23 protein-coding genes and 1 tRNA gene are annotated in these 21,255 nt (G+C 62.8%); 5 read left to right on the top strand and 19 right to left on the bottom strand.

What is annotated here, in order from left to right:
• Window positions 1–48: 48 nt before the first annotated feature.
• Window positions 49–125 (top strand) — tRNA-Met (locus ACFHWW_RS02900).
• Window positions 126–381: 256 nt separating this feature from the next.
• Here the strand turns inward: ACFHWW_RS02900 and ACFHWW_RS02895 are convergent.
• The 14 genes from ACFHWW_RS02895 to ACFHWW_RS02830 all read right to left on the bottom strand — a co-directional run bounded on the left by ACFHWW_RS02895 (window position 382) and on the right by ACFHWW_RS02830 (window position 12,748).
• A complete protein-coding gene (locus tag ACFHWW_RS02895; RefSeq protein ID WP_379937232.1) occupies window positions 382–1,146 on the bottom strand; it encodes an SDR family NAD(P)-dependent oxidoreductase in 765 nt (254 codons plus the stop codon).
• Window positions 1,124–1,621, bottom strand: coding sequence for a 2,4'-dihydroxyacetophenone dioxygenase family protein (locus ACFHWW_RS02890; protein WP_234819191.1), 498 nt, complete (start codon window positions 1,619–1,621; stop codon window positions 1,124–1,126). Before ACFHWW_RS02890 ends, ACFHWW_RS02895 begins: the two co-directional genes overlap by 23 nt.
• 70 nt (window positions 1,622–1,691) lie before the next feature.
• Window positions 1,692–2,174: a heme-degrading domain-containing protein gene (locus ACFHWW_RS02885; protein WP_379937230.1), complete on the bottom strand. Its 483-nt coding sequence runs from the start codon at window positions 2,172–2,174 to the stop codon at window positions 1,692–1,694.
• Between the two features lie 62 nt (window positions 2,175–2,236).
• On the bottom strand, window positions 2,237–2,986 hold the full coding sequence (locus ACFHWW_RS02880; protein ID WP_324762601.1) for a ribonuclease activity regulator RraA: 750 nt from the start codon (window positions 2,984–2,986) through the stop codon (window positions 2,237–2,239).
• Window positions 2,987–3,022: 36 nt separating this feature from the next.
• Complete coding sequence (locus tag ACFHWW_RS02875) at window positions 3,023–3,778, bottom strand: SDR family NAD(P)-dependent oxidoreductase (RefSeq protein ID WP_379937242.1); 756 nt, start codon at window positions 3,776–3,778, stop codon at window positions 3,023–3,025.
• 2 nt (window positions 3,779–3,780) lie between these two features.
• Window positions 3,781–4,851 carry an ABC transporter ATP-binding protein gene (locus ACFHWW_RS02870; RefSeq protein WP_379937229.1) on the bottom strand — a complete coding sequence of 357 codons (1,071 nt, stop codon included), beginning with the start codon at window positions 4,849–4,851 and terminating at the stop codon, window positions 3,781–3,783.
• A 23-nt stretch (window positions 4,852–4,874) separates the two neighbouring features.
• Window positions 4,875–5,690: an aldo/keto reductase gene (locus tag ACFHWW_RS02865; protein WP_100669979.1), complete on the bottom strand. Its 816-nt coding sequence runs from the start codon at window positions 5,688–5,690 to the stop codon at window positions 4,875–4,877.
• 12 nt (window positions 5,691–5,702) lie between these two features.
• Window positions 5,703–6,551, bottom strand: a complete 849-nt coding sequence (locus ACFHWW_RS02860; RefSeq protein ID WP_324762603.1) for a carbohydrate ABC transporter permease — start codon at window positions 6,549–6,551, stop codon at window positions 5,703–5,705.
• Entirely contained in the window at window positions 6,548–7,408 is an 861-nt protein-coding gene (locus ACFHWW_RS02855) for a carbohydrate ABC transporter permease (RefSeq protein ID WP_100669977.1), read from the bottom strand. The genes ACFHWW_RS02860 and ACFHWW_RS02855 overlap by 4 nt, the downstream gene beginning before the upstream one ends.
• Before the next feature lie 71 nt (window positions 7,409–7,479).
• The gene (locus tag ACFHWW_RS02850; RefSeq protein ID WP_100669976.1) at window positions 7,480–8,691 is read right to left on the bottom strand and encodes an ABC transporter substrate-binding protein; all 1,212 of its coding nucleotides are present in this window, start codon (window positions 8,689–8,691) and stop codon (window positions 7,480–7,482) included.
• Between the two features lie 55 nt (window positions 8,692–8,746).
• On the bottom strand, window positions 8,747–9,880 hold the full coding sequence (locus ACFHWW_RS02845; RefSeq protein ID WP_379937228.1) for a mannonate dehydratase: 1,134 nt from the start codon (window positions 9,878–9,880) through the stop codon (window positions 8,747–8,749).
• Window positions 9,881–9,990: 110 nt separating this feature from the next.
• Window positions 9,991–11,169, bottom strand: a complete 1,179-nt coding sequence (locus tag ACFHWW_RS02840; RefSeq protein WP_379937227.1) for a mandelate racemase/muconate lactonizing enzyme family protein — start codon at window positions 11,167–11,169, stop codon at window positions 9,991–9,993.
• Entirely contained in the window at window positions 11,166–12,314 is a 1,149-nt protein-coding gene (locus ACFHWW_RS02835) for an iron-containing alcohol dehydrogenase (protein WP_379937226.1), read from the bottom strand. The genes ACFHWW_RS02840 and ACFHWW_RS02835 overlap by 4 nt, the downstream gene beginning before the upstream one ends.
• 2 nt (window positions 12,315–12,316) lie before the next feature.
• A complete protein-coding gene (locus ACFHWW_RS02830) occupies window positions 12,317–12,748 on the bottom strand; it encodes a VOC family protein (protein ID WP_100669972.1) in 432 nt (143 codons plus the stop codon).
• Between the two features lie 210 nt (window positions 12,749–12,958).
• Here ACFHWW_RS02830 and ACFHWW_RS02825 point away from each other — a divergent pair, with 210 nt between their 5' ends.
• The 4 genes from ACFHWW_RS02825 to ACFHWW_RS02810 all read left to right on the top strand — a co-directional run bounded on the left by ACFHWW_RS02825 (window position 12,959) and on the right by ACFHWW_RS02810 (window position 17,445).
• Window positions 12,959–13,741: an IclR family transcriptional regulator gene (locus tag ACFHWW_RS02825; protein WP_379937225.1), complete on the top strand. Its 783-nt coding sequence runs from the start codon at window positions 12,959–12,961 to the stop codon at window positions 13,739–13,741.
• A gap of 23 nt (window positions 13,742–13,764) precedes the next feature.
• The gene (locus ACFHWW_RS02820) at window positions 13,765–14,961 is read left to right on the top strand and encodes a mandelate racemase/muconate lactonizing enzyme family protein (protein WP_100669970.1); all 1,197 of its coding nucleotides are present in this window, start codon (window positions 13,765–13,767) and stop codon (window positions 14,959–14,961) included.
• An 11-nt stretch (window positions 14,962–14,972) separates the two neighbouring features.
• Entirely contained in the window at window positions 14,973–15,896 is a 924-nt protein-coding gene (locus ACFHWW_RS02815) for a Gfo/Idh/MocA family protein (RefSeq protein ID WP_379937224.1), read from the top strand.
• Between the two features lie 232 nt (window positions 15,897–16,128).
• A complete protein-coding gene (locus tag ACFHWW_RS02810) occupies window positions 16,129–17,445 on the top strand; it encodes a hypothetical protein (RefSeq protein WP_379937223.1) in 1,317 nt (438 codons plus the stop codon).
• On the opposite strand, the gene ACFHWW_RS02805 is transcribed toward ACFHWW_RS02810, so the two are convergent.
• The 5 genes from ACFHWW_RS02805 to metB all read right to left on the bottom strand — a co-directional run bounded on the left by ACFHWW_RS02805 (window position 17,396) and on the right by metB (window position 21,100).
• Window positions 17,396–17,935: a hypothetical protein gene (locus ACFHWW_RS02805; protein ID WP_379937222.1), complete on the bottom strand. Its 540-nt coding sequence runs from the start codon at window positions 17,933–17,935 to the stop codon at window positions 17,396–17,398. The genes ACFHWW_RS02810 and ACFHWW_RS02805 overlap by 50 nt on opposite strands.
• Window positions 17,932–18,525 (bottom strand): hypothetical protein, encoded by a 594-nt coding sequence (locus ACFHWW_RS02800; RefSeq protein ID WP_379937221.1) that lies wholly within the window; start codon window positions 18,523–18,525, stop codon window positions 17,932–17,934. The genes ACFHWW_RS02805 and ACFHWW_RS02800 overlap by 4 nt, the downstream gene beginning before the upstream one ends.
• On the bottom strand, window positions 18,522–19,154 hold the full coding sequence (locus ACFHWW_RS02795) for a hypothetical protein (RefSeq protein WP_379937220.1): 633 nt from the start codon (window positions 19,152–19,154) through the stop codon (window positions 18,522–18,524). Before ACFHWW_RS02795 ends, ACFHWW_RS02800 begins: the two co-directional genes overlap by 4 nt.
• A 75-nt stretch (window positions 19,155–19,229) precedes the next feature.
• On the bottom strand, window positions 19,230–19,907 hold the full coding sequence (locus ACFHWW_RS02790) for a 5-formyltetrahydrofolate cyclo-ligase (RefSeq protein ID WP_379937219.1): 678 nt from the start codon (window positions 19,905–19,907) through the stop codon (window positions 19,230–19,232).
• A gap of 29 nt (window positions 19,908–19,936) precedes the next feature.
• Window positions 19,937–21,100, bottom strand: coding sequence for a cystathionine gamma-synthase (gene metB, locus ACFHWW_RS02785; protein ID WP_100669964.1), 1,164 nt, complete (start codon window positions 21,098–21,100; stop codon window positions 19,937–19,939).
• Between the last annotated feature and the right edge of the window lie 155 nt (window positions 21,101–21,255).

Below are 21,255 nucleotides of genomic sequence, written 5' to 3'. Positions count from 1 at the left end.
GCAAAACTCGGACGAATAACGAGATTTTGCCGCGCAAAACTCGGATAACGCGGGGTGGAGCAGCCCGGTAGCTCGTCAGGCTCATAACCTGAAGGCCGCAGGTTCAAATCCTGCCCCCGCAACCAAAATTACCTGCGATCCCTAAGAGCCCCGTCATGGGGCTTTTTTGCGTTTTGGGCGCATTTATCGAAAAAGCTTCGCCTTCTCACTCCTCTGCGACCTCTTGTGGGTGCGGACGGGTCACCGTGCCGCAAGCAAGGGTCGGTCGCGGCCAGATCGCCGCGCAGCACGAGCGCAAGCCCAAGATTCGACCGGGAAAATGCATCAATGACGAAGGCACGCAGACCTGCTCCAGGGATTCCGTCAAGCTGAATCCTGACCTCAGGTGACGGCGTAACCGCCGTCGACCGGTACGATCGTTCCCGTGATGAAGCCGGCGTGCGGGCTTGCGAGGAAAAGCGCTATGCCCTGCAGGTCCTCCGGCGTACCCCAGCGGGCCATCGGCGTTCGCGCCAGAATCGGGCCGGCGCGTGCCGGATCGTCCTGCAGCGCCTTCGTCAGTGGCGTTGCAATCCACCCGGGGGCAATGGCGTTCACCCGCACGCCCCTCGGGGCGTAGGCGATCGCCAGGGACTTGGTGAGCTGGGCGATGCCGCCCTTGGAGGCCGAATACCCCGGCACCAGCCCGCCGCCGAAGAAGCTTAGCATCGAGGCGATATTGATGATGCAGCCGTTGTTGGCCGCCAGCCTGTCCAGCGATGCCTCACAGACGCGCATCGTGCCGTTCAGGTTGATGTCGACCACGGTGTCGAAGACGTCGGGATCACGCTCCTGACCCCGGCGGATGATGCCGGCGCAGTTGACGACGACATCGAGGTCTCCGAGTTCCCCAATGAAGCCCCTGATGGCATCGTTGGACCGGACATCCAGTACGTCGTAGCGAATCGTGCCGGATGGGTCGTTGCTTCGTGCCTGGGCGCATTCGGCGTCCGTTGCGCCCGTGGCGTGAACCGTTGCGCCGGCGTCACGAAAGCATTGAGCGATGGCTCTGCCGATGCCGCCTGTTCCTCCTGTCACGAGGACGGTGCGCCCTTCCGTCCAGCCGCGGGCCCATTCCGCGGTGTCAGCGGATGAACTGATCGACATAATCCGCCCCTAATCCGACCTGCTCGTAGTGAGCGCGGCACATGTCGATCTTGGTAAACACGTCCTCGTAGCCGATTTGGCTGTTGTCCTTGTCGAGATAGACCATGCAGCCCGAGATGTTGAAGAAGGTGATCATCTCGTCGCAATCCTCGGGGACGTTCAGCGTGTGGATCTCGCCGGGCGGCTCGAACACGAAAGAGCCTTCCTCCGCCACCCAGTCGTGCTCGAAGTAGTGCCATTTGCCCTTCATCACCATGCCGAAGACTGGTGCGGGGTGCACATGCCGGGACAGGATGCCCGAGCGGGTGACCTTCAGGAGGTTGCACCACTGCCCTGTCAAGGTGTTGAGAAACATCGGCCGGAAGAAGACGTCCGGGGCCTGAGGCACCCAGACGCGCGGATCGTCCGGTATCGCCTTGATGGCAATTTCCGCCGAGGCAAGCTCGTGGGTAGAGCCCTTCATGAACTTGTACATATTCCCAACCTTTCTGCAGGCTGCGCCGATCTCAGTCACGCCAAGCTTCGCGCCGCATGGGTTCGCGGTGTCACGCGAGCTTTTCCAGCGCCCGCATAGCCATCGCATGGTCTTCCACATCCGGCAGGCCGCTAATGGCAACGGTACCTGCGATCCCGACGTTCCGGACGCGAACGGGAACGCCGCCACCGCTGGCCGCAAAGTCCGCAGGGGGGAGGCGATAGCGGGCGTGGAAATCCGTGGCATTGCGCTCGCAAAGCAGGCGCATGCAGAGCGAGCTGCGGTTGAACCGTTCGACCACCGCCCGCTTCCGGCGAGCCCACACCAGGTTGTCCGGAGAGGCTCCGGGCAGCAGCGCCGTAAAAACGGCGGTGCCATGGTGGCTGACTTCTATCGCGATCGGCAGGCTCTTCACAGAGGCCGTCTCGCGAATGGCACAGCCGAGCCGCCATGCCAGTTCATAGTCGAAGCCACCGAGCTGAATGGTCTCCTCCTCGGCGATCAGCTCTTCTATCGTCAGTGCCGCTGCCATGGTGATATCCGGTCCTTGCATTTTTCTTTTCGGCGAAGCGGCTCGGCCGCTCCGTCGCGCCTGAGCCTTGTTGCGTCCTTCGATCAGTCGGCCATCTGAGCATTGCGCCAGGCGACGTATTCGTCCTGCACCGCTTCCGTGAGCGGGTAATACTTGCGCAGATCGCCCCCCTGTGACAGGCGAAACCGGGCGAACTCTTCCCACTCGGCGTGTTCGCTCGAACGCGCGATCACTTCGACCGCAAGCGCGCCCGGCACGACAATCACCCCGTCGTCATCGGCCACGATGATGTCGCCCGGCATCACCAAAACACCGCCGCATGCCACCGGCACGTTGACCGCAAAGGGGATCAGCCCGGTCTGGGCGTGATAGTTGGGTGTCACACCCCGCACCCAGATGCCGAGATCGAGTTCCTTGGCCTTGGCGGAATCGCGGATGCAGCCGTCCACGACGATGCCCGCGCCACCACGGCCGGCCAGGAAAGTCAGCATCATCTCGCCGAAGATACCGCTTGCCATGTCGCCGCGGGCATCGACGACCACCATGTCGCCGGCCTGGGCCGGATAAAGGACGTGGCGATGCAGCTGCAGTTCGGGATTGTCGTATTCGTTGGAGCCGTAAAGATCCTCGCGCTTCGGCATGCACTGCAGCGTCAGCGCCGGACCAGCCACCGAGCGGCCGTACTTCAGGGGAAGCGGCCCGCGGATCTGCGGGTCACGGATCCCCATGAGGCTCAGTTCGCTGCTGGCGGTTGCCGTGCCGATCAGAGCCAGGGCGTCGCACAACTCGCGTGCCGGTCGGTTGATGTCTTTGATTTCTGCGGGAGACTGCATGTCATGAACCTCGAAGTGGGAATTTGAAGGCGGCGATCAGACCCAGCCGCCGTCGATGATGTAGTTCTGGCTGGTGATCACCCGCGCGTCGTCGGATGCCAGGAAGAGAGCGAGCTTGGCGACATCCGCCGGCATCAGCCGTTGCTTGAGAGCCTGGCGTTCCTGACGCATGGCATCCGCCTCCGGCGTCAGCCAGAGATCCAGTTGTCGCTGCGTCATGATCCAGCCTGGCGTGACGGCGTTGACGCGGATGTTGAACGGGCCAAAGTCCCGGGCGAGCGACCGGACAAGCCCGATAACGGCCGACTTGGAGGCGGTGTACAGCGCCATGCCGCCAAATCCGGCCATCCACGAGATCGAACTCATGCAGATGATCGCTCCGCCGCCAGCCGCCCTCATGTCGGGCAGCACCGCCTGGGAGGCGAAGAACTGGTGCTTGAAGTTGGTGGCGATGCGATCGTCGAAATATGCCTCTGTCACATCCTCCGTCGCATGGCGTTCGTCATGCGCGGCATTGTTGACGAGAACGGTTATCGCTCCCAGCTCAGTTCTGACGGTCTCGATGCCGGCGCGGAGCGTTTCCGTGTCGCGCAGGTCAAGGGGCACGAAGAGAACCTGGCTGCCCTGCGACGTCAAGGCATTGGCTAGAGCCGTGCCGGCCGTCTCGTCCCGATCCAGAAAACCAACCTTGGCTCCCTGCTGGGCGAAGGCTTCGACCAGCGCTGCGCCGATACCGCTTGCGCCCCCGGTAACCACGACCGTCTTTCCCTTCAGGTCCGGATAGATCGCCATCGTCACGCCGCCTCCCGGAAGTCGATGCGCTGCCCGCTCTTGCCGTCGAAAAGCTGGATACGCTCGGGGAGGAGGGAGACATGCAGGATCTCGCCGGGCTTACGCAGGATTCGTTCGCGGAAGACGCCGATGATGTCGTGGCCGGCAAGCCGCAGGAGAACTTGTGTCTCCGCGCCGGTGGGCTCGATCGTGATGATCTCGGCCGCATGCCCGTTCGCGTCGAGCAGGAGATGTTCGGGACGGATGCCGAGCTTCATCTCCCCTTCCTCGAATTCCGTCACCGGAAAGGGCAGGGCAATGCGGGTGCCGTCGTCGCCGATGAAGCCGCCGCCGCTCACCTTGCCGCCGATGACGTTCATCGCAGGGGAGCCGATGAAGCCTGCAACGAAAAGGTTTGCCGGGTAATCGTAGAGTTCGAGGGGAGATCCCACCTGCTCCACGACCCCGCCATGCATCACGACGATCTTGTCGGCCATGGTCATGGCCTCGATCTGGTCGTGAGTCACGTAGACGGTCGTCGTATTGAGCCGATGGTGGTTCTGCTTGATCTCCGACCGCATCTGCACCCGCAGCTTCGCGTCGAGGTTGGACAGCGGCTCGTCGAAGAGGAAGACTTCCGGATTGCGCACCATGGCGCGGCCCATGGCGACGCGCTGGCGCTGCCCACCGGACAGCTGACGCGGGTAGCGGTCGAGATAGTCGACGAGGTTGAGCATGGCCGCAACCTTGGCGACCCGGCTGCGGATCTCCTCCTTGGGCGCGCGGGCAAGCTTCAGCGAGAAGCCCATGTTCTGCTCGACCGTCATGTGCGGGTAGAGCGCATAGCTCTGGAAGACCATGGCGATGTCGCGCTCCTTCGGCTGAAGGGAATTGACGACGCGGTCGCCGATGGAGATTTCTCCTGCCGAGATGTCCTCGAGCCCGGCCAGCATGCGCAGCAAGGTCGACTTGCCGCAGCCGGACGGGCCGACGAGAACCACGAATTCGCCGTCGGCTATGTCGATTGACACGCCATGCAGCACCTCCAGGGCGCCATAGGATTTCCGAACGTTGTTGATCGATACCGGTGCCAATTGCAGTCTCCTGTCAGGGCGTCTCAATCATCCCAGCGGGGTGATTTGGCCGGATTGATATGCCGTGCGGAGCGGTCCAGCATGCGGATCCGCGCGATCTCGTCGGCGGTGAGGTTGACGTCTTGCGATGCGAAGTTGTTTCTCAGATTTTCAAGGCTGGAGGAGGCAGGGATGACGGCGTGGCCTTCCGCCATGAGGAAGGCCAGCGCGACGGCAGCGGCAGTGACGCCGTGGGTCTCGGCGATGGCCTTCAGCAGCGGGTCGTCGTTGACGGCTCCCTTGTAGAGGGGCTGGTAGGCAGTCAGCGCCAGTCCCTTGCTGCGGCAGTGGTTCACGAGCCGTGGTGCCTGCAGGTAAGGGTGGATCTCGACCTGATCCGTGGTGATCGTATTCTCGCCCAGAAGAGCGAAGGCCTTGTCGAGGAGAGCGATCGGGAAGTTGGAGACGCCGATATGGCGGGTCCATCCGCGTTGCCGTGCTTCGGCCAGCGCCAGCATGTAGTCGTCGAACGGCACCTCATCATTCTGGGATGGCCAGTGAATAAGCAGCAGGTCGACCTGGTCGGTACCGATCGTCTCGAGGCTCTTCTCGACGCTCGGCAGGAAATCGGCTTTCGACAGATTGGTGTCTGCAACCTTGGTGGTGACGAAGAAGTCGGATCGCGGCAGCCCGGAACGGCGGATGGCTTCGCCGACGCTGCTTTCGGTATCATAGCTTTGGGCCGTATCGATGTGGCGATAGCCGATCTCGATCGCCGACAGGATCGCCCGGATGCCCGCGTCGCCCGTGCGTCCGAATGTACCGAGGCCAAGTTGGGGGATAGGGGAGGTATAGGTCATTGCATTCCTCTCTCAGCCCTTTGTCGCGCCGGCGGTCAGGCCACCGACAAAGAGCCGCTGCATGGATAGAAACAGGATGGCAATCGGCAGGGTCATCACCACGGAGGCTGCCATGACGGCGCCCCAGTCGGTGTTGAACTCCGTCGAGAACTCCGCAAGCCCGATGGGCAGCGTCTTCACCGAGGAGTCGGTGGCAAAGCAGAGCGCGAAGATGAACTCGTTCCAGGTCGTGACGAAGGCGTAGACCATGACGGAGGCGAGACCGGGCAAGGAGAGGGGAAGCGTGATGCGGAAGAGGCACTCCAGGCGGCTGGCGCCGTCGATGATCGCTGCTTCCTCCAGTTCGACCGGAATGTTCTTGAAGTAGCTGGTGAGCATCCACACCGACAGCGGGAGCGTGATGATCATGTAGACGAGGATCAGGCCCCAGTAGGTGTTGACCAGATTCAGCACCCGAAGCGTGACGAACAGGGGCACGATGATGGCGGCCGTCGGCAGGAGCTGGCCCACGAGAACGAAGGACTGGAGAAGCGGCTTTCCCCTGAAGTTGAAGCGGGCAAAGCCGTAGGAAGCAAAGATCGCGAGCACCAGCGCGAGTGCCGTTGATCCGACGGAGATGACGATGCTGTTGAGGAAGTAGCGCGGGATGTTCGATTCAAACAGGACTGTGCGATAGTTATCCCATGTGGGGGCCGCGGGCCACCAGATCGGCGGAACCGTGTAGAGCTCGCGCAGCGTCTTCACCGAAGACAATACCATCCACCAGAAGGGGAACAGGCAGACCAGGACCAGCAGAACCGAACCGAAGAGGATCAGCCAGCCCGGCAGGCCTGGGCGCTTGAGGGTCTGAAGCTTGTTCAACGCGCTTCCTCCGGGTTGGAGGCCAGCGTCCGGATGTAGATGAACACAACCACGATCGCGACAGCAAAGAACATGACGGAAAGGGCCGCCGCCTGTCCGAACTGGACGCTCTCAAAGGCTGTCCTGAAGATCTGGATCGGTGTGATCAAGGTCCGGTTCGCCGGTCCTCCGCGGGTAATGGCATAGATAATGGTGATGTGATTCAAGGCCCAGATGACCAGGAGAAGCGTGACCGCGACGATCACCGTCCGAACCTGGGGCAGCATGACGTAGCGGACCTCTTCCCAGAAGCTTGCCCCATCGATGCGGGCCGCTTCGTAGAGATCGTTGGAAATGGACTGCAGCCCGGCCAGGACCATGATGGCGACGAAGGGAAACATCTTCCAGATGTTTATTGCGATCATCACCGGCATCACGGTGCTGCCGTTCGTCAGCCAGCCGACCGGCTCGTCGATCAGACCCGGGCTCGTGAGCATGTAGTTGATGATGCCGAACTCCGTGTGGAGCATCCATGCCCAGGTGGTTGCGGCAACGATGCCCGGCACCACCCACGGCACCAGGGTCACAGAGCGGACGACGGCCCTGCCGCGAAAGTTCTGGTTCAGCAGGATTGCCGTCAGGACGCCGAGGATGACCTGAAAGACGATGGACCCGAACACCCACCAGAGGGTGTTCCAGAATGCCGTCGGCGTGGCGCGCGCGGATAGAATGCGCCGGAAGTTGTCCAGCCCGACATAATTTCCGGCATTGTCCGTGACGCTCAGCAGCCCGGTATAGGCGACCGGATAAGCGATCAGCATGCCCAGCACCATCAGCGCGGGTAAAACGAACAGGTACCCAGTGGATTGTTTCTGCATCCGATTTCATTCCTGATTACAGGACGGGAAGGCGCCGGCAGGATGCCGAGCGCCTTGCGGACGGGAGGGATCTAAAGAAGCCCTTCGATTTCTTCGGCGGCGCCATCCATGGCGGTCTTGACGTCCTCGTCGCCGAGAAGGATGCGCTGGATCCCATCGAAATAGGCCTGGGATATCTGGACCCAGTTCGGATGGGCCGGCACGGGCCGTCCGAACGGGAGCATTTCCTTGAAGACCTGCAGGATCGGGTCGTTGAAGCGTTCGGCTTCCATAGCAGACAGGCGGGCGGGGAAGGTGTCGGTCAGAACGGCCTGGTTCTCCGCCTCGGCAAGGAAGCCCAGGAGCTTCTTCGCGTCGTCGGGGTTCTTCGCCTCGCTCGGAATGACAAAGCTCCACCCCCCGAGGATCGCTGCCGTCTTCCCGTTGTCGGGATGGGGGACAGGGATTACGCCGATGTCGATATTGGGGTTTTCCTTGCGGATAGACTGGATATCGAACTGACCGGACTGATACATCGACACCGTCTCGGCGATGAACAGCCGGCGATTGGCGGTGCCGTCATTCTCCAGCGTCGACGACGGCGAAATGCCTTCCTTCAGGAAGTCGGTGTAGAAGGTCACGGCTTCGATGGATTCCGGGCTGTTGACCAGGACCTGCTTGCCGTCATCCGAGATGATGCCGCCACCCAGCATCCACATGAAGGGCAAGGACCGGAAGATGGTGTTGCCGACTTCTCCGCCGCCCGTGATCGCAAAGCCGGACTTCCCATTGGTGGTCAGTTTCTTGGCAGCGTCCTTGAAGGCGGTCCACGTGGTCGGCGGGTTTTCGGGATCGAGTCCGGCCGCCTTGTAGTCGCCCTTGTTGATGATCACGGCATGGGTTTCGATCCGGTAGGGAATGCCCCACAGCTTGCCGTTCCAAGTGTCGTATCCCAGGGCGGCGGGAATGTAGTCCTCGCGATCGGTCAACACCTCGTCGACGGGCAGGACCAGGTTATTTTGAGCGTAGCCGTTCACCCAGCCATGCTGCACGTCGATGACGTCCGGCGCAGCTCCCGACTGCAGGGCCGTCAGGATGCGCTGCGGCAATCCGTCGGTGGTGGTGATTTCAAGTTTCACTGTCACGTCCGGATTGGCAGCCTGAAATTTCTCCACGAGATCCCGGGCGCGGGCCTCGTTGAAGTTCGGCGTCCACCAGACCACTTCGCCAGCCCAAGCACCGGCCGACATGGCCAGAAACGACGCTGTTGCGGCCATCGCCAGCTTCATAGTCAACGTTTTCATGTTTACCTCCCAACTGAATCCGTTGTCTGTTTTCCAGCCGTGTGGCTGGAATGATCTATTCCGCAGCCGCCGAGGGTCCCTCGGCCCGATGGCCGGCGGATCCGGAAGAGCTTCTGGTCAAGGCGTCTGCGTGTGCGACAAGCGCCTTCATGTAGCCGATCGTGTAGGCATGTCCGGCGTGCCATGGGGCCGGGCACTCGAGTTCCGGAACGTGGTCAGGAACCAGGATCCCGTCGTATCCTTCCTCGTGGAGCACGCGCACGATGCGGGCCATGTCGACGTCACCGTCGTCCACGAAGGTCTCCACGTAGTTCGGCACCTTTCCCCGGACATTGCGGAAGTGGACATAGGCGATGGCGTTTCGACGGGCAAAACGGCGGGTCGTTTCATAGACGTCGCCATCGGGCATTTCCGCCAACGAGCCGACGCAGAATTCCAGCGCGTTGGCCGGGCTCTCTACGAGCGAAAGAAGCCGGTCGTATTTGGCGTGGCTGTTGACCAGCCGCGCGGTGCCGCGCAGGCGTTCGACCGGCGGATCGTCCGGATGCGCGGCCAACCGGACGCGAGATTCTTCCGCTACCGGTAAAAGCTTCTCCAGGAACCAATGAAGCCGCGACCAAAGTGTGGCCTCGTCAACCGTCTGAGGCTTTGCCCCGGGAACGGCCAGGCGGTAGCGCATGTTGCCGACCATGCCGTCGGGGACAGGGCTTTCAGCGTCGAATTCGTCGATGGCGAAGACGGCCGTCACCGCATTGCCGCGCGCCACCGGCTTGCGCTGCCATCCCCACACGCCGGCGATGGAAAAATTATACCCGAGAACAGGTATGCCAAGACGCCCCATGTTCCTGACGAGGTCCTGAAGGTCCTGCATCTGCGCATCCTTCTTCGGACCGTCGAGCAGAATGTCGGACCAGAAGTTGGGCGAGATGTTCTCGAGGGCGGCGACCCTGAGGTTGTGTCGCGAGAGCATCGCCACCAGGTCCGTCAGGCGATCATAGGACCAGAGAGGCGCATCGATGCATTCGCCGTTGATCGGGCCGACGACGCCACCCGCGGCATAGGCGCTCGCCTCCGCGTTCCGTCCATAGTCGGTGAGGTGGACGACGACGTCTTCCACTCCGAGCTGACTGGCGAAACGGGCACCCGCTTCGCTCAGAAGCGGCCCATACAATGAGATTCCGACCTTCAAGCAGCTCTCCCCCCGTTGCTGCTTAAGCGAGTTCATATTTGAACTACACTTGTTCTAAATATAACTATGTGGCGAAGGGGAGCCGGTGTCAACTCCCTTTCCCGTGACTTCTATTCGCTTTCGTCGGCCGCGAATGTGTGAGCGCCCGTCGCTACGCCGGTCGTGTTCATGGACCCATCGAAGAGCGGAACATTGGTTGGCTGATAGGCAAAGCGATCGCAGGCTTCCTCGATCAGTTCGACGCCGAGACCCGGCGCTGTGGGCGCCAGAATTGCCCCCTTGTCGAACTGCAGGGTTTCCCGGACGAGTTCCTTGCGCCAGGGGACATCCACCGATACGGTCTCGAAGACCGAGAAATTCGGCATGGCGAGCGAGGCGTGCAGCGTCATGGCGTTCATGACCGGCCCGACGGGATTGTGAGGCGCGACAGGAATGAGATGCGTGTGCGCCAGATGCGCAACTCGTTTCGTCTCGCCCATCCCGCCGGCGTGCGATACGTCGGGCTGCAGGATATCGACAGCCTTCTTGGACAGGGCCTCGAGAAATTTCCCCGGTTCGTACCAGCGTTCGCCGGCAGCGATCGGCACCGGGCTGGCGGCACGCACTTCTGCCAGCGCATCGATGTTTTCCGGCGGCGTCGGCTCTTCGACCCACGTCAGATCGAAGGGTGCCAGTGCCCGGCACATGGCAATCGCTGTCGGGACATTGAGGCGGCCGTGAACGTCGAGCATCAGGTTGACGTCGGGCCCCACCGCATCTCGGACGGCCTCAACGATCTCTATCGTCTGGCGTCGCTGCCGACGGTCCATTTCAAGATCCGCGGTATCGAAAGGATCCCATTTCAGGGCCCGGTACCCCATAGCGACTGCCTTGCGGGCATTGGCGGCGTATTCCTCGGGTTTTGTTGCACCGAAGAACCAGTGGTTGGCGTAGCATTCGACACGATCACGGAATTTGCCGCCGAGCAGTTCGAAGACGGGAACGCCGAGCGCTTTGCCCTTGATGTCGAGGAGGGCGGCCTCGATGCCACCGAGCGCCGTGCGGAAGACGGCGCCCGTTCGCCAGTAGCTGTCCCTGTGGAGCTGTTCGATGATGGCATCCACGGCAAAGGGATCGCGGCCGACGAGGACCCGTTCCAGCTCTTCCAGAGCCGCAACGACGGTCTTCGTCTTCCATTCCAGCGTTGCCTCGCCGACGCCCTCGATCCCGTCGTCGGTGTAGAGCTTGACGAAAACGAAGTTCGTCCTCTGGGCGTTCGCGACAAATACTTTCTGGGCCGTGATCTTCATGGGCGGTTCCTGCCGGGTTGGGCCAAGGCTTCCTGCAGCATGGCGCGATAATCCTCCGCCGACGGAGGAAGAGGATTGGTGGCGTGGCTGTGATCGGCAAGCGCCCGCTCGATGACCCAGTCGAAACATCCTGGGGTGACGCCCATGGCCGCCAGGCCGGCGGGCATGTTCAGTCGGCGGTTCAAGGCTTCCAATTCGCCAGGCACGTCGGCGCCTGCCGGAAGTCCCATGGCTGCCCGCAACCTGTTCAGCTTGTCACCGACCGCGGGAGCATTGAAGCGCACGACGATCGGCATGAGGATGGCGTTCAGCGTGCCGTGATGAAGTCTGGGCTCTTTCAGGCCGCCAAGCGCATGGCTGAGCGAATGGACGGCGCCGAGCCCCTTCTGGAAAGCCAGACCGCCATGGAGTGCTCCGAGCATGACCTCGCTGCGGGCTGTGACATCGCCCGGCACGGCGAACGCCTGGGGAAGATTTCTCCAGATGCGGCCCGCGCCATCCAGCGCGATCGCTTCCGCGGTCGGATTGAAGCGCGGCGAAAACAGGGTTTCGATGCAGTGGGAAAGGCCATCAAGTCCCGTCGCTGCGGTGAGGGCCGGTGGCAGATCGAGCGTGAGCAGCGGGTCGCAGATGGCGCGCCGCGGGATGAGGTGCGGACTGATGAAACCAAGCTTGCGGCCGTCGTCCAGCGTGAGCAGTGCCGCGCGCCCGACCTCTGCGCCGGTGCCGGCCGTTGTCGGGATGGCAATGACCGGCGCGACGGTTGGTCGGATGCGCTCTACGCCGCCATAGATGGCGGCGTACTGCTCCAGCGATCCCTCATGCGTTGCCAGGAGCGCGACGCCCTTTGCCAGGTCGATCGGCGAGCCGCCGCCGAGGGCGATCACGCCGTCACAAGAACGCGCGCGATAGACCTCCAGCGCATCGGAGACGGCAGCTTCCGTCGGGTTCGAGGGCGTCTCGAGATAGGAGGCGGTCACCTCAGGCATCAAAGCCTGCACCTTGTCGGCCAGCCCCGAGGAGGCCAGGCCCTGGTCGGAAATGAAGAGCGGCCGAGATATTCCGAGCTCAGCCATGGCTGCGGGGAGGCCTTTCAGCTCTCCCGGGCCAAAATCGATCGCCGTCAGATAGTTGATCCTGGGCATGATCAGTTCCCCCGGAGGCGGGCAATCGCCTTCGCCTGCATTCCGTCCGAGGCCATCTCCATAAGCTCAATGCGATGCCCGTCCGGGTCCACGATCCAAGTCTGCCAATTGCCGTCGGCGCCCTGGACCTTCGGTCGGAAGAGCGGAATTTCAGCGGCTTCAAGCTCGCGGACGGTCTGATCTATGCTCGGGACGGAAAGACACATGTGGTTGTATCCCACGGCCTCCGCTCCTGGAGCGTCTCCGCCCCGGCCCTCCGGAAAGACCTCAAGATATTGATCGTCGGTGATGCGCAGATAGACCAGCCAGAGGCGCCCGTCGCGGTCGAGGCGCAGAAGCTCCGAAAAGCCCAGCTTGTTGATGTAGAAATCGAGGGTGCGGTCGATATCCTGCACCCTTATGGCGACATGGGTAATTGCGGAAACGGTCAGCATTCTGAGCCCCTGTACTTGGCCAATGAGGGAGGGTGCTGGTGGTTTTCATTTCGCTGGGGTGTTTTGTCGCCGTGCGGGTGCACTTTCGCGGCATGTCAGCGTGAAACCGAATTCGGACGTCCGCCTCCTTCGGCTATCCAAATATGAACTTTGACAGTTCATATATGTATGCTAATGACGGACTGAGTTTTGTCAACAGGGCAGGTGCCGATGAGCGAAGCCGCAGAAGATGGCGTGAGCAAGCACACGGTCCCGGTCATAGACCGGATGATGGATGTGCTGTGCGAGATCGAACGCAAGGACAGGGGACTTTCGATCAGCGAATTGACGGAGGCGCTCAAGCTTCCCCGAACGACCATCTACCGGATTCTCAACTCGCTGCAGCAGCATGACATTGTCTACCGTGATGACACGGGCAGCTATCACCTGGGACGCCGGCTGCTGTCGCTTGCAGCCCATGTCGGCGTCCGGGCGACGGAGTTCGACCTTGCCGCCCTCTGCCAGCCGTATCTCGACAAGCTGGCCGCCGAACTGGGCGAGGGGGTCAAGCTGAGCATCCTCGATCAGGAGGGAATCCTTGTTCTCGCGACAGCCCAGGGCAAGCGGGAGTATGCCCTGACAGTGGCGCCGGGGCAGCGCATGCCCATCCATGCTGGCGCGGCGAGCAAGCTGCTGCTCGCCTATCTGCCGCCAGAAGACCTGGATTACTGGCTCGCGCGTCCGCTCGTTGCCTTCACCGCTAAGACCATCACGGATCCCAAACGGCTGCGCAGCGAACTTGCCCGCATCAGGCGCCTCGGATGGGCGCAGGACAAGGGGGAGAACGCCCCCAGCATCCAGGCTTTCGCAACGCCGGTGTTCACGCGCAGCGGCAGGATGCTGGCGGCGGTCAGCGTGCCGTTCCTGGCCGGCACCCAGCCCAGCCGCATGGAGGAGATCCGCCTGGCTGCGATAGAGACCGCCAGGGCCATCAGTGCCGTCATTCCAGTCTGAATTGTGCCTTGGGGGGAGCCCGCATGAAAATCGTCGACATCAAATGTGCCGTCATCGGCAAGAGCCCGATCGTCCGGATCGTTTCGGACGAAGGCATATCGGGCTTCGCCCAGGCGGAAACCTGGAAGCCCTACCTGAAGCCGCACATCATGGCCTTCCGCGATGCGCTGATCGGTGAAGACCCCACCCTCGTGGAGAGGGTGATGCTGAAGATTCGCCAGAGAGGCGGGTTCAAGCCCTGGGGGAGTGCCGTCAGCGTCATCGAAATGGCGCTCTGGGACCTTGCCGGAAAGGCGGCGGGCCTGCCCGTTCACAAGCTGCTTGGTGGGAAGGTGCGTGACCGGGTGCGGGTCTACAACGGCTCGATGCGATTTCCCTTCGCCGGCCATGAACCGCAGGATTATGCCGACGACATCGCGAAGATGATGGCCCTGCCGGAGGGCTTCACCATCATCAAGCAGCCGATCGGCTTTCATTCGCCGATGAAGCGCGAAGTGCCGAACTTCTACTATGGGGAGCCGAGCGCCAGCCCCTTTCACGGCGCTCTCGATCGGGGTCCAGTCACGGAAAAAGGCCTCAAGCATCTCGTAGACTGCGTAGCGGCCATGAAGGAGGTGGCTGGCGACACGGTGGGGCTGGCGCTGGACTGCGGACCGGGCTGGATGCTGGCGGACGCGATCCGTCTGGCGCGGATGCTCGAACCCTTCAACCTCCTGTGGCTCGAGGATCTCCTGTCGGGGGACTACACGCCCTGGGTCAATGCGGGCGTCTACAGGGAACTCACCCGATGCTCGACGACGCCTATTCATACCGGGGAGCAGATCTATCTGCGCCAGAACTTCAAGGACCTGATCGAATCCCACGCCGTTCACGTGATCGGACCGGACCCCGCCGACGTAGGGGGAATCGCTGAACTGAAATGGATCGCGGAATACGCGGATCTGCATGGCATCACCGTAGCCCCCCATGGGACCGCGAACGGGCTGCTGGGGCTGGCGGCCCTGGTCCAGGTTTCTGCGACCCTCCCCGCCAATTTCATCGCCTTTGAATACACGACGGCGGATCCGGAGTGGTGGACGGATCTGGTCGATGGGTTCCCGGCTCCGATCGTGACCAACGGCATGATCGACGTTCCGGATCGGCCGGGCATGGGCGTGGAGATCATCGCCGACCGCGCCAAAGCCTACCTGTCGCCGGAAGACCACGCCTTTTTCGATTGAGGAGCAGACCGATGCACAAGATCGGTATTCTAGGCGCGGCCGGCATCGCGCCGCGATCCATCATTCAGCCAGCGCGTCGTCGAGACGACTGCGTCATCCATGCGGTCGCCTCCCGGCGTCGCGCCGCTGTCGAGGCCTATGCGCGGCTGCATGGGATCACGAAGGGTTATTCAAGCTATGACGAGCTTCTGTCGGATCCGGACATCACCATCATCTACAATGCTCTGCCGCCGGCCGCGCACGCCGAGTGGTCGATCAAGGCGCTGAAGGCCGGCAAGCATGTGCTCTGCGAAAAACCTCTGGCGATGACGGCCGACGAGGCGGAGTTGATGGTCGAGGCAGCCGAGACTGCCGGGAGAGTGCTGGCCGAAGCGTTCCACGACCGTTACCATCCCGTCTTCCTGCATCTTCTTGCGCGCAAGACGTCGGGAGCGCTCGGGGAGATCCGCGCGTTGCGGGCGGAATTCCATGTCGATATCCCGTTCGATCCGCACAACATCCGGCACGACCCGGCGCAGGGTGGCGGAGCCATGATGGATCTCGGATGCTATCCGCTGCACTGGCTGCGCAGCTTCATGGGCCAGGAGCCCGAAATCCTCTCCGCGCATGCCGAGCTTACGTCGCTGAACGTCGATCAGCGGATGGAGGTGGCGATGGGCTTTGCGGGCGGGGTCGAAGCGCAACTGGTTGCTGACATCGCCAGCCCGCCGTTTCGGGGATTGCTTCGGGTCGAGGGCGAGAAGGGCGCGATCGAGGTCGACAACCCCTGCCTGCCGCACAAGGGACATTCCATCCGGGAATGGTTCGGGGACAGCTACCGCGAGTTCACGTTAGCTGCCGGCACCACCTACGACTACCAACTGGCTGCATTCGTGGACGCGGTAAACAATGGGACTTCGCTGCCGACGGGCGGCCAGGATCCATCGGCAACATGAAGGCGCTGGACGCGATCTATATTGCCTCCGGGCTTCGCGCAAGTTAGCGCGGCTGATACTGATGTTGCCTGCCACGTCGCGTTTAAGGTCGAGTTACGGCGGCTGTCTGCAGGATCGCTTTCAGCATAGCAATACGGGGCGTTCAATCCTTCCGTAGTGCAGCCCCGCGGACCGCCATTTTCCATCTATTTGCCCGGTTGAGCGCCCGGAAGGTTATGGTTAGGTTCGGGGCATGGGGATGCTCAAGGATATCGGCGGACTGGCGGCATTGACGGCGCGCCTTCTTGCGCGTTTCTGGCCGCAGCTTCTGCTTGCCGCGACGCTTGGATATATCGCGCGTGTCCTGCTCCTCGAGGCTGCGGTCGGCGTCGGCCTGAAAACCCCCCTTGGCGGAATGGTAACGCTGTCGCTTGTCGTCCTCGTCAAGCTGCTGGTGGTCATTGCGATGTTCGCGATCCTGCGTCCCGGCCTGCCGGTGCTCGCCGCGTTACGCGGCGTGGCGCCAGCTGCCGGCTCGACGAAGAAGGAACGGCAGTTGAATCGCCTTCTGGTGATTGCCTCCGCAGCCATCTTGCCGTTCTTCGCCTATTACGCCGCGTGGGGTTTCCTCGGCGACACGGTGCGCGAGTATTCGCGTCTCGCCCTGGATCGGGTGGCACTGGGAGAACGGTTACAGATTTTCGAGCTCCTGCGCTCGCGCAGCCTGATTGCGGCGATCCTCGCCTGCTGGTTCGTGCGATGGCTTGCCAAGCGCGCCAACGGGCGCCTGCAGTCGCCGTGGCTGCGTTTCGTTATCGTGGCGGCGGACGCGAGCTGGATCTTCATCGGGCTCTATGCGCTGGACAGATGGAAGGACGACTTCATAAGCTGGCTCGGCGCCGGCGCGTTTCTCGATGCCGTGGAAGCCGGCATCGCCGGATTTTCCATGGAAGCACACGCGGCAGCGGGCGGCACTGCGGTGGAGTTCCAGGAACCTGGACTCGTCACGCAGGCGCAGGAGCTGTTCTTCTACGCCCTCCTGCCGCTCGTCTGGCTCGTAATGGCTGCCATCGTCTATGGCTACGACGTTTCGGCAAAACCCGTCGCCGCTCCGCCGCCGCCCGCTCGCGCCACCACGCTGCGCAAATGGCTGGCCGATTTCGCCGCCCACTTCCTCGGAGGCTATCGGACCCGCTACCGGCCGGTCTGGGCCTGCCTGCGCACGGTGCTCGGCGCCGGTCTCGGGACGTTGCTCGCCTTCGTCGTGCTTTACCGCGCCACCAGCTGGCTCCCCGCCTGGGCGTGGTACTGCGCAACCCGTCATCTCGGCCCGCACGACCTCGAAACCTGGCAGCGGATAGGCGACGTCCTGGCCGTTCTGGTCGGCAGTCCGACCGAGCTCGACGGCGGAATCCTTTTCGGTCCGGTGCGGATCGCCCTGCTGGCCGCCATGCTGGAATACGCCGTATCCCGATCCGGCGAAGCCGGCGTCCCACAGGCTTATGGTCACCGGAAAAGCGTTATTTCAAGAGAATCGGGGGCGAGCCGGTCAGGGCAAGCGACAGGGTGAACCCGTCTGCCCGCCGCGGCACGAGAAAGAGCTCGACCACGCGAAGCGACGCCTCGCCGGCCTCACCGATCGTCAGCGTCGTGCATTGCGGCCTGTCGGCAATCGCGGGATCGGCCTTGCGTAAAAGACGGCCGGGCAGCGGCAGCGGGTCCCAGCGGCGGCCAGCGCCATCCGTCAGCGAGAGCGCGCAGGGCAAGGCCTGCTTCAAGACGTCCGCTGCCTGGACCGAGACGGCGATTTCCGCCAGCATGAGGCTCGTGTCCGGCAAGGTTCCCGGCAGGCGGCGCAGCGATGTGAGCCGCCAGCTGCCGCCGGCGCCTTGCCCGCTGCCGTCGCGCTCGACGGTCACAGGTGGTTGCATGCGCCGTTGCAGCCATGCGGCGAATTCGCCCCGGGACCCGACGAGGACCGCGAGCGGCACGGCGGCGAGCAGCGATACAAGGCTGATCCAGTAGCTCGTTCTCTCCCGTGACGAAGCCCGTGCGCTCATTGCTGAAACTCCAGCGACCAGGGCATGATGCGGCCGCCGCGTGCAAGGGTGAGGGACTCGTGCCTGCTTTCCGGCGGCACGCTGTCCATGGCGATCTCCACCTGCTCGGACAGGGGAGTCAGCGCGGTCTCGGCGACCAGCAGTGTACCGCCCTCGATCTGGTCCTCGGGCAGCTCGAATATCAGCAGAACCGGGCGTGGGATCCCGGGCTCCAGGCGCTCGGCACCCAACAGCCCGAGCGAACTGCCGATGCGCGTGCTCATGGCAAAGCGAAGGCCGGAGGGGCCGCGCCACGCAGCAGAGGTCAGCGATATCGATCGGTCTTGCGCCTTCGCCGCCGCTTCGACGACAAGCCATTTTCCGGAGGTGGTGTAGGTACGCGGCTCGCCGAAATGCGAAGCGACCAGTTGCCGGGCGAGATGCACCTTGGCGACCCCGAAGACGAAGCGTTCGGCCTGCGCCGGTTTTCCCTGCGCGGCCGGCACCGCCACGGGCGACAGGATTTCGCTGTAGGAGGGCGTCGAGTGCTGCATGCCGTAGAGCGCCGCCGTCGCCAGGAGCAGGGCGACGATATTTGCGAAGGCCTTCATTGCCTTGCCCTCGCCGCTTCCTGCTCAACAGTCAGGGACACCACCGCCACCGGATCACGGTCGAACCAGTTGGAGGCGCCATAGAGATTGTCGCGTTTCTTGTAGATCTGGCTCCCGATCAGCAGGTCCAGCTCACGCGGCGGCATTTCCCCCGCCGGCCATTCCCATACGGCGGTCAAACTCTCCGGCATGCCCGGGTGCAGGCCGGGGCTGAACGCCTTGTCCCGTGTCAAATAGAAGGTGGGGGGAGCAAGTTTCGCCTCCAGGCCGGCAAAGGTGAGCAGTTTCGCCGGCAGGTGGGCGGTCGCCGCCGAGCGGTTGCCGGCCTCGAAATCGACAAGCAGGAAAGTTTTCGGTTCGGGCGGTCTCCTGCCGGAAGGGGGGACATCGCTCACGCGGGCTGCGGCGATCGTCACATGCCATCGCCCGGTATCGACCGTCTCGCCCGGCCGGGCGGCGCGCAGAGGTTCGGGATTGGCGGCGCGATAGATCGCCGCTCCGTAGGAGATCGCACTGGCCGCGAGAGTGCCGATACTGGCGGCAGCCAGCGCAATGAGCCGTTGCCGGTAGCTCCGTCGTTGCTCGTCCATCGCGACACCCGATCCGCAGCCGTTCACAAGTCGACCCAAGCCCGCGGAGAAACCTAGAACAATTTTCGCCAAGGCGCCACGTTCTCGATTCGATGCCCGCTGCCCAATCGGAATTCAACGCACGCTAGCATGATCGGTGGCCGATTCGGTCACCACGGCGTCCATCCGGATGTCATGCGCCTGAGGATAAATAGTCCTTATCCTCGACTGTGCGAAACCAACGCCCAGCACGCGGCGCGTCGCCGCCATTGCCGCCAGTGTCCGGTCGTAATAGCCCCCGCCATAACCAAGCCGATAGCACGACGGATCAAAGCCCACGACCGGGGCGACGACGATATCGGGGGTGCATGAAACAGGCTGGGCCGGGACGGGTATGTTCCAGATACCACGGACGAGTTTGTCGCCTGGCCGCCAGATGCGAAACTCCAGAGGCTGTCCTTTTTCGACCACGACCGGGAGCGCACATCGGCCGCCGTCATCGGCTATTTGCCGCATCAGCGGTCTGAGATCGGGCTCACCCCGAAACGGCCAGTAGACGCTGACCACACGGCCGCGCACCTGTCCGATCTCGGCAAGTAGACGGCTGACGATCTGCGCTTCGCAAGCGGCCCGAAGGTCGGGAGATATGGCCAGGCGTTGCGCGATGAGGCGAGCCCGTTCGCTTGTCCGCCACCGCCTGACATCGGCACAGATCGACCGGTCGGATGACGGGCCCGCATAGGCCGGGTCGAGCTCGTGCATCAAGCAGGGTGGCGACGCAAAAGTCGGCGGAATATCATCGTCGATGTCCATCCCTGTCTACCTCCTCAATCGATCTTCGCTCAACAGGCGCCCAATCCAAGTTCAAGTCCTTCCAGAAGATCGTCAATGTGTTCCAGCCCGATCGAAAGTCTGAGAAGCTCGTCGCGAATACCCGCGCTCTCTCTGGCTTCAGCCCCCATGTCGAGATGGGTCATGGTGGCCGGATGAGCTACGAGACTTTCGACCCCTCCAAGCGACTCGGCCAATGTGAAGCAGCGAACATGTGCCAGGAACCGCCGAACGGCGGGAACGCCCCCTTCAAGTTCGAAACTCATCATGGCGCCGAAGCCGCGCTGCTGCCGTCTTGCGACTTCGTGGTCTGCGTGATCCGGAAGCCCCGCGTAGTGGACGTGCCGCACCGCAGGATGGGCGTCGAGATATTCGGCGATCGTCATGGCGCTGCGTTCTTGGCTGGACATTCGCGCAAACAACGTTCTCAGCCCGCGCAAAGTCAACCAGGCATCGAAAGGTGCAGCGACTGCCCCGGTGACGTTGGCCCAGCGCTTGAGATCACGTGCCTCCTGTGGCTCGGCAGCGATCACCGCACCGGCGATGACGTCCGAATGCCCGTTCAGGAATTTGGTCGCCGAGTGAATGGCGTAATCGGCTCCGAGAGAAAGGGGCTGCTGGAGAGCGGGGGAGAGAAACGTGTTGTCGACGGCCACGGCGGAGCCTGCCGCCTTGGCGAGACTGGACAATCGGGCAATGTCGGTGACGCGCATCAGGGGATTGCTGGGGCTCTCGATGAGGACGAGAGCCGGAGCATCCGCTAGTGCGGCCTCGAATCCGCCGAGATCCCTCTGGTTGGTAAGCCGGAATGTGAGGTGCCCCAGATCGGCACGCGCCTTCAGCAGTCGCAATGTACCGCCATAGCAATCATGTGGTGCCAGCACGAGATCGTTTCGCCTCAAGCGCCCTAACAGGAGGTCGAGCGCGGCCATGCCGCTCGGAGTGACGACCGCGCCGGCGCCTCCCTCGAGCTTCGCAAGTGCTTGCGCCAGCAAGTCACGGGTCGGATTTCCAGAGCGGCCGTAGTCATAGGCGCGCGGCGTGTCGAAACCGGCGAACTCGTAGGTGCTGGACAAGTATAGTGGCGGCACCACGGAGCCGAATGCCGGGTCGGTCGCGACCCCGTGGGCTGCAGCCGTGGTTTCGGCTCTGTCAGAGGATTTTCGCTCGAACATCGGCAGTAGGGCCCTTCATCAGATGGCAGCAAAGCAGCGTGGCTGGTCGGGATCAGCCGAGGCACGCGGACCAGGATGGCAAGCGGGAATTCCGCTGACAAACGAATTGAATTGTTGGTTAACCGCAAATATTCTGCACTTATTTGATGAGTGCG

The organism is Sinorhizobium sp. P24N7 (genome assembly GCF_042436655.1).
GTDB classification, from domain to species: Bacteria; Pseudomonadota; Alphaproteobacteria; order Rhizobiales; family Rhizobiaceae; genus Sinorhizobium; species Sinorhizobium meliloti_A.
Note: the sequence above shows the minus strand (reverse complement) of the source record. Positions and strands in the feature narration are given on the sequence as shown.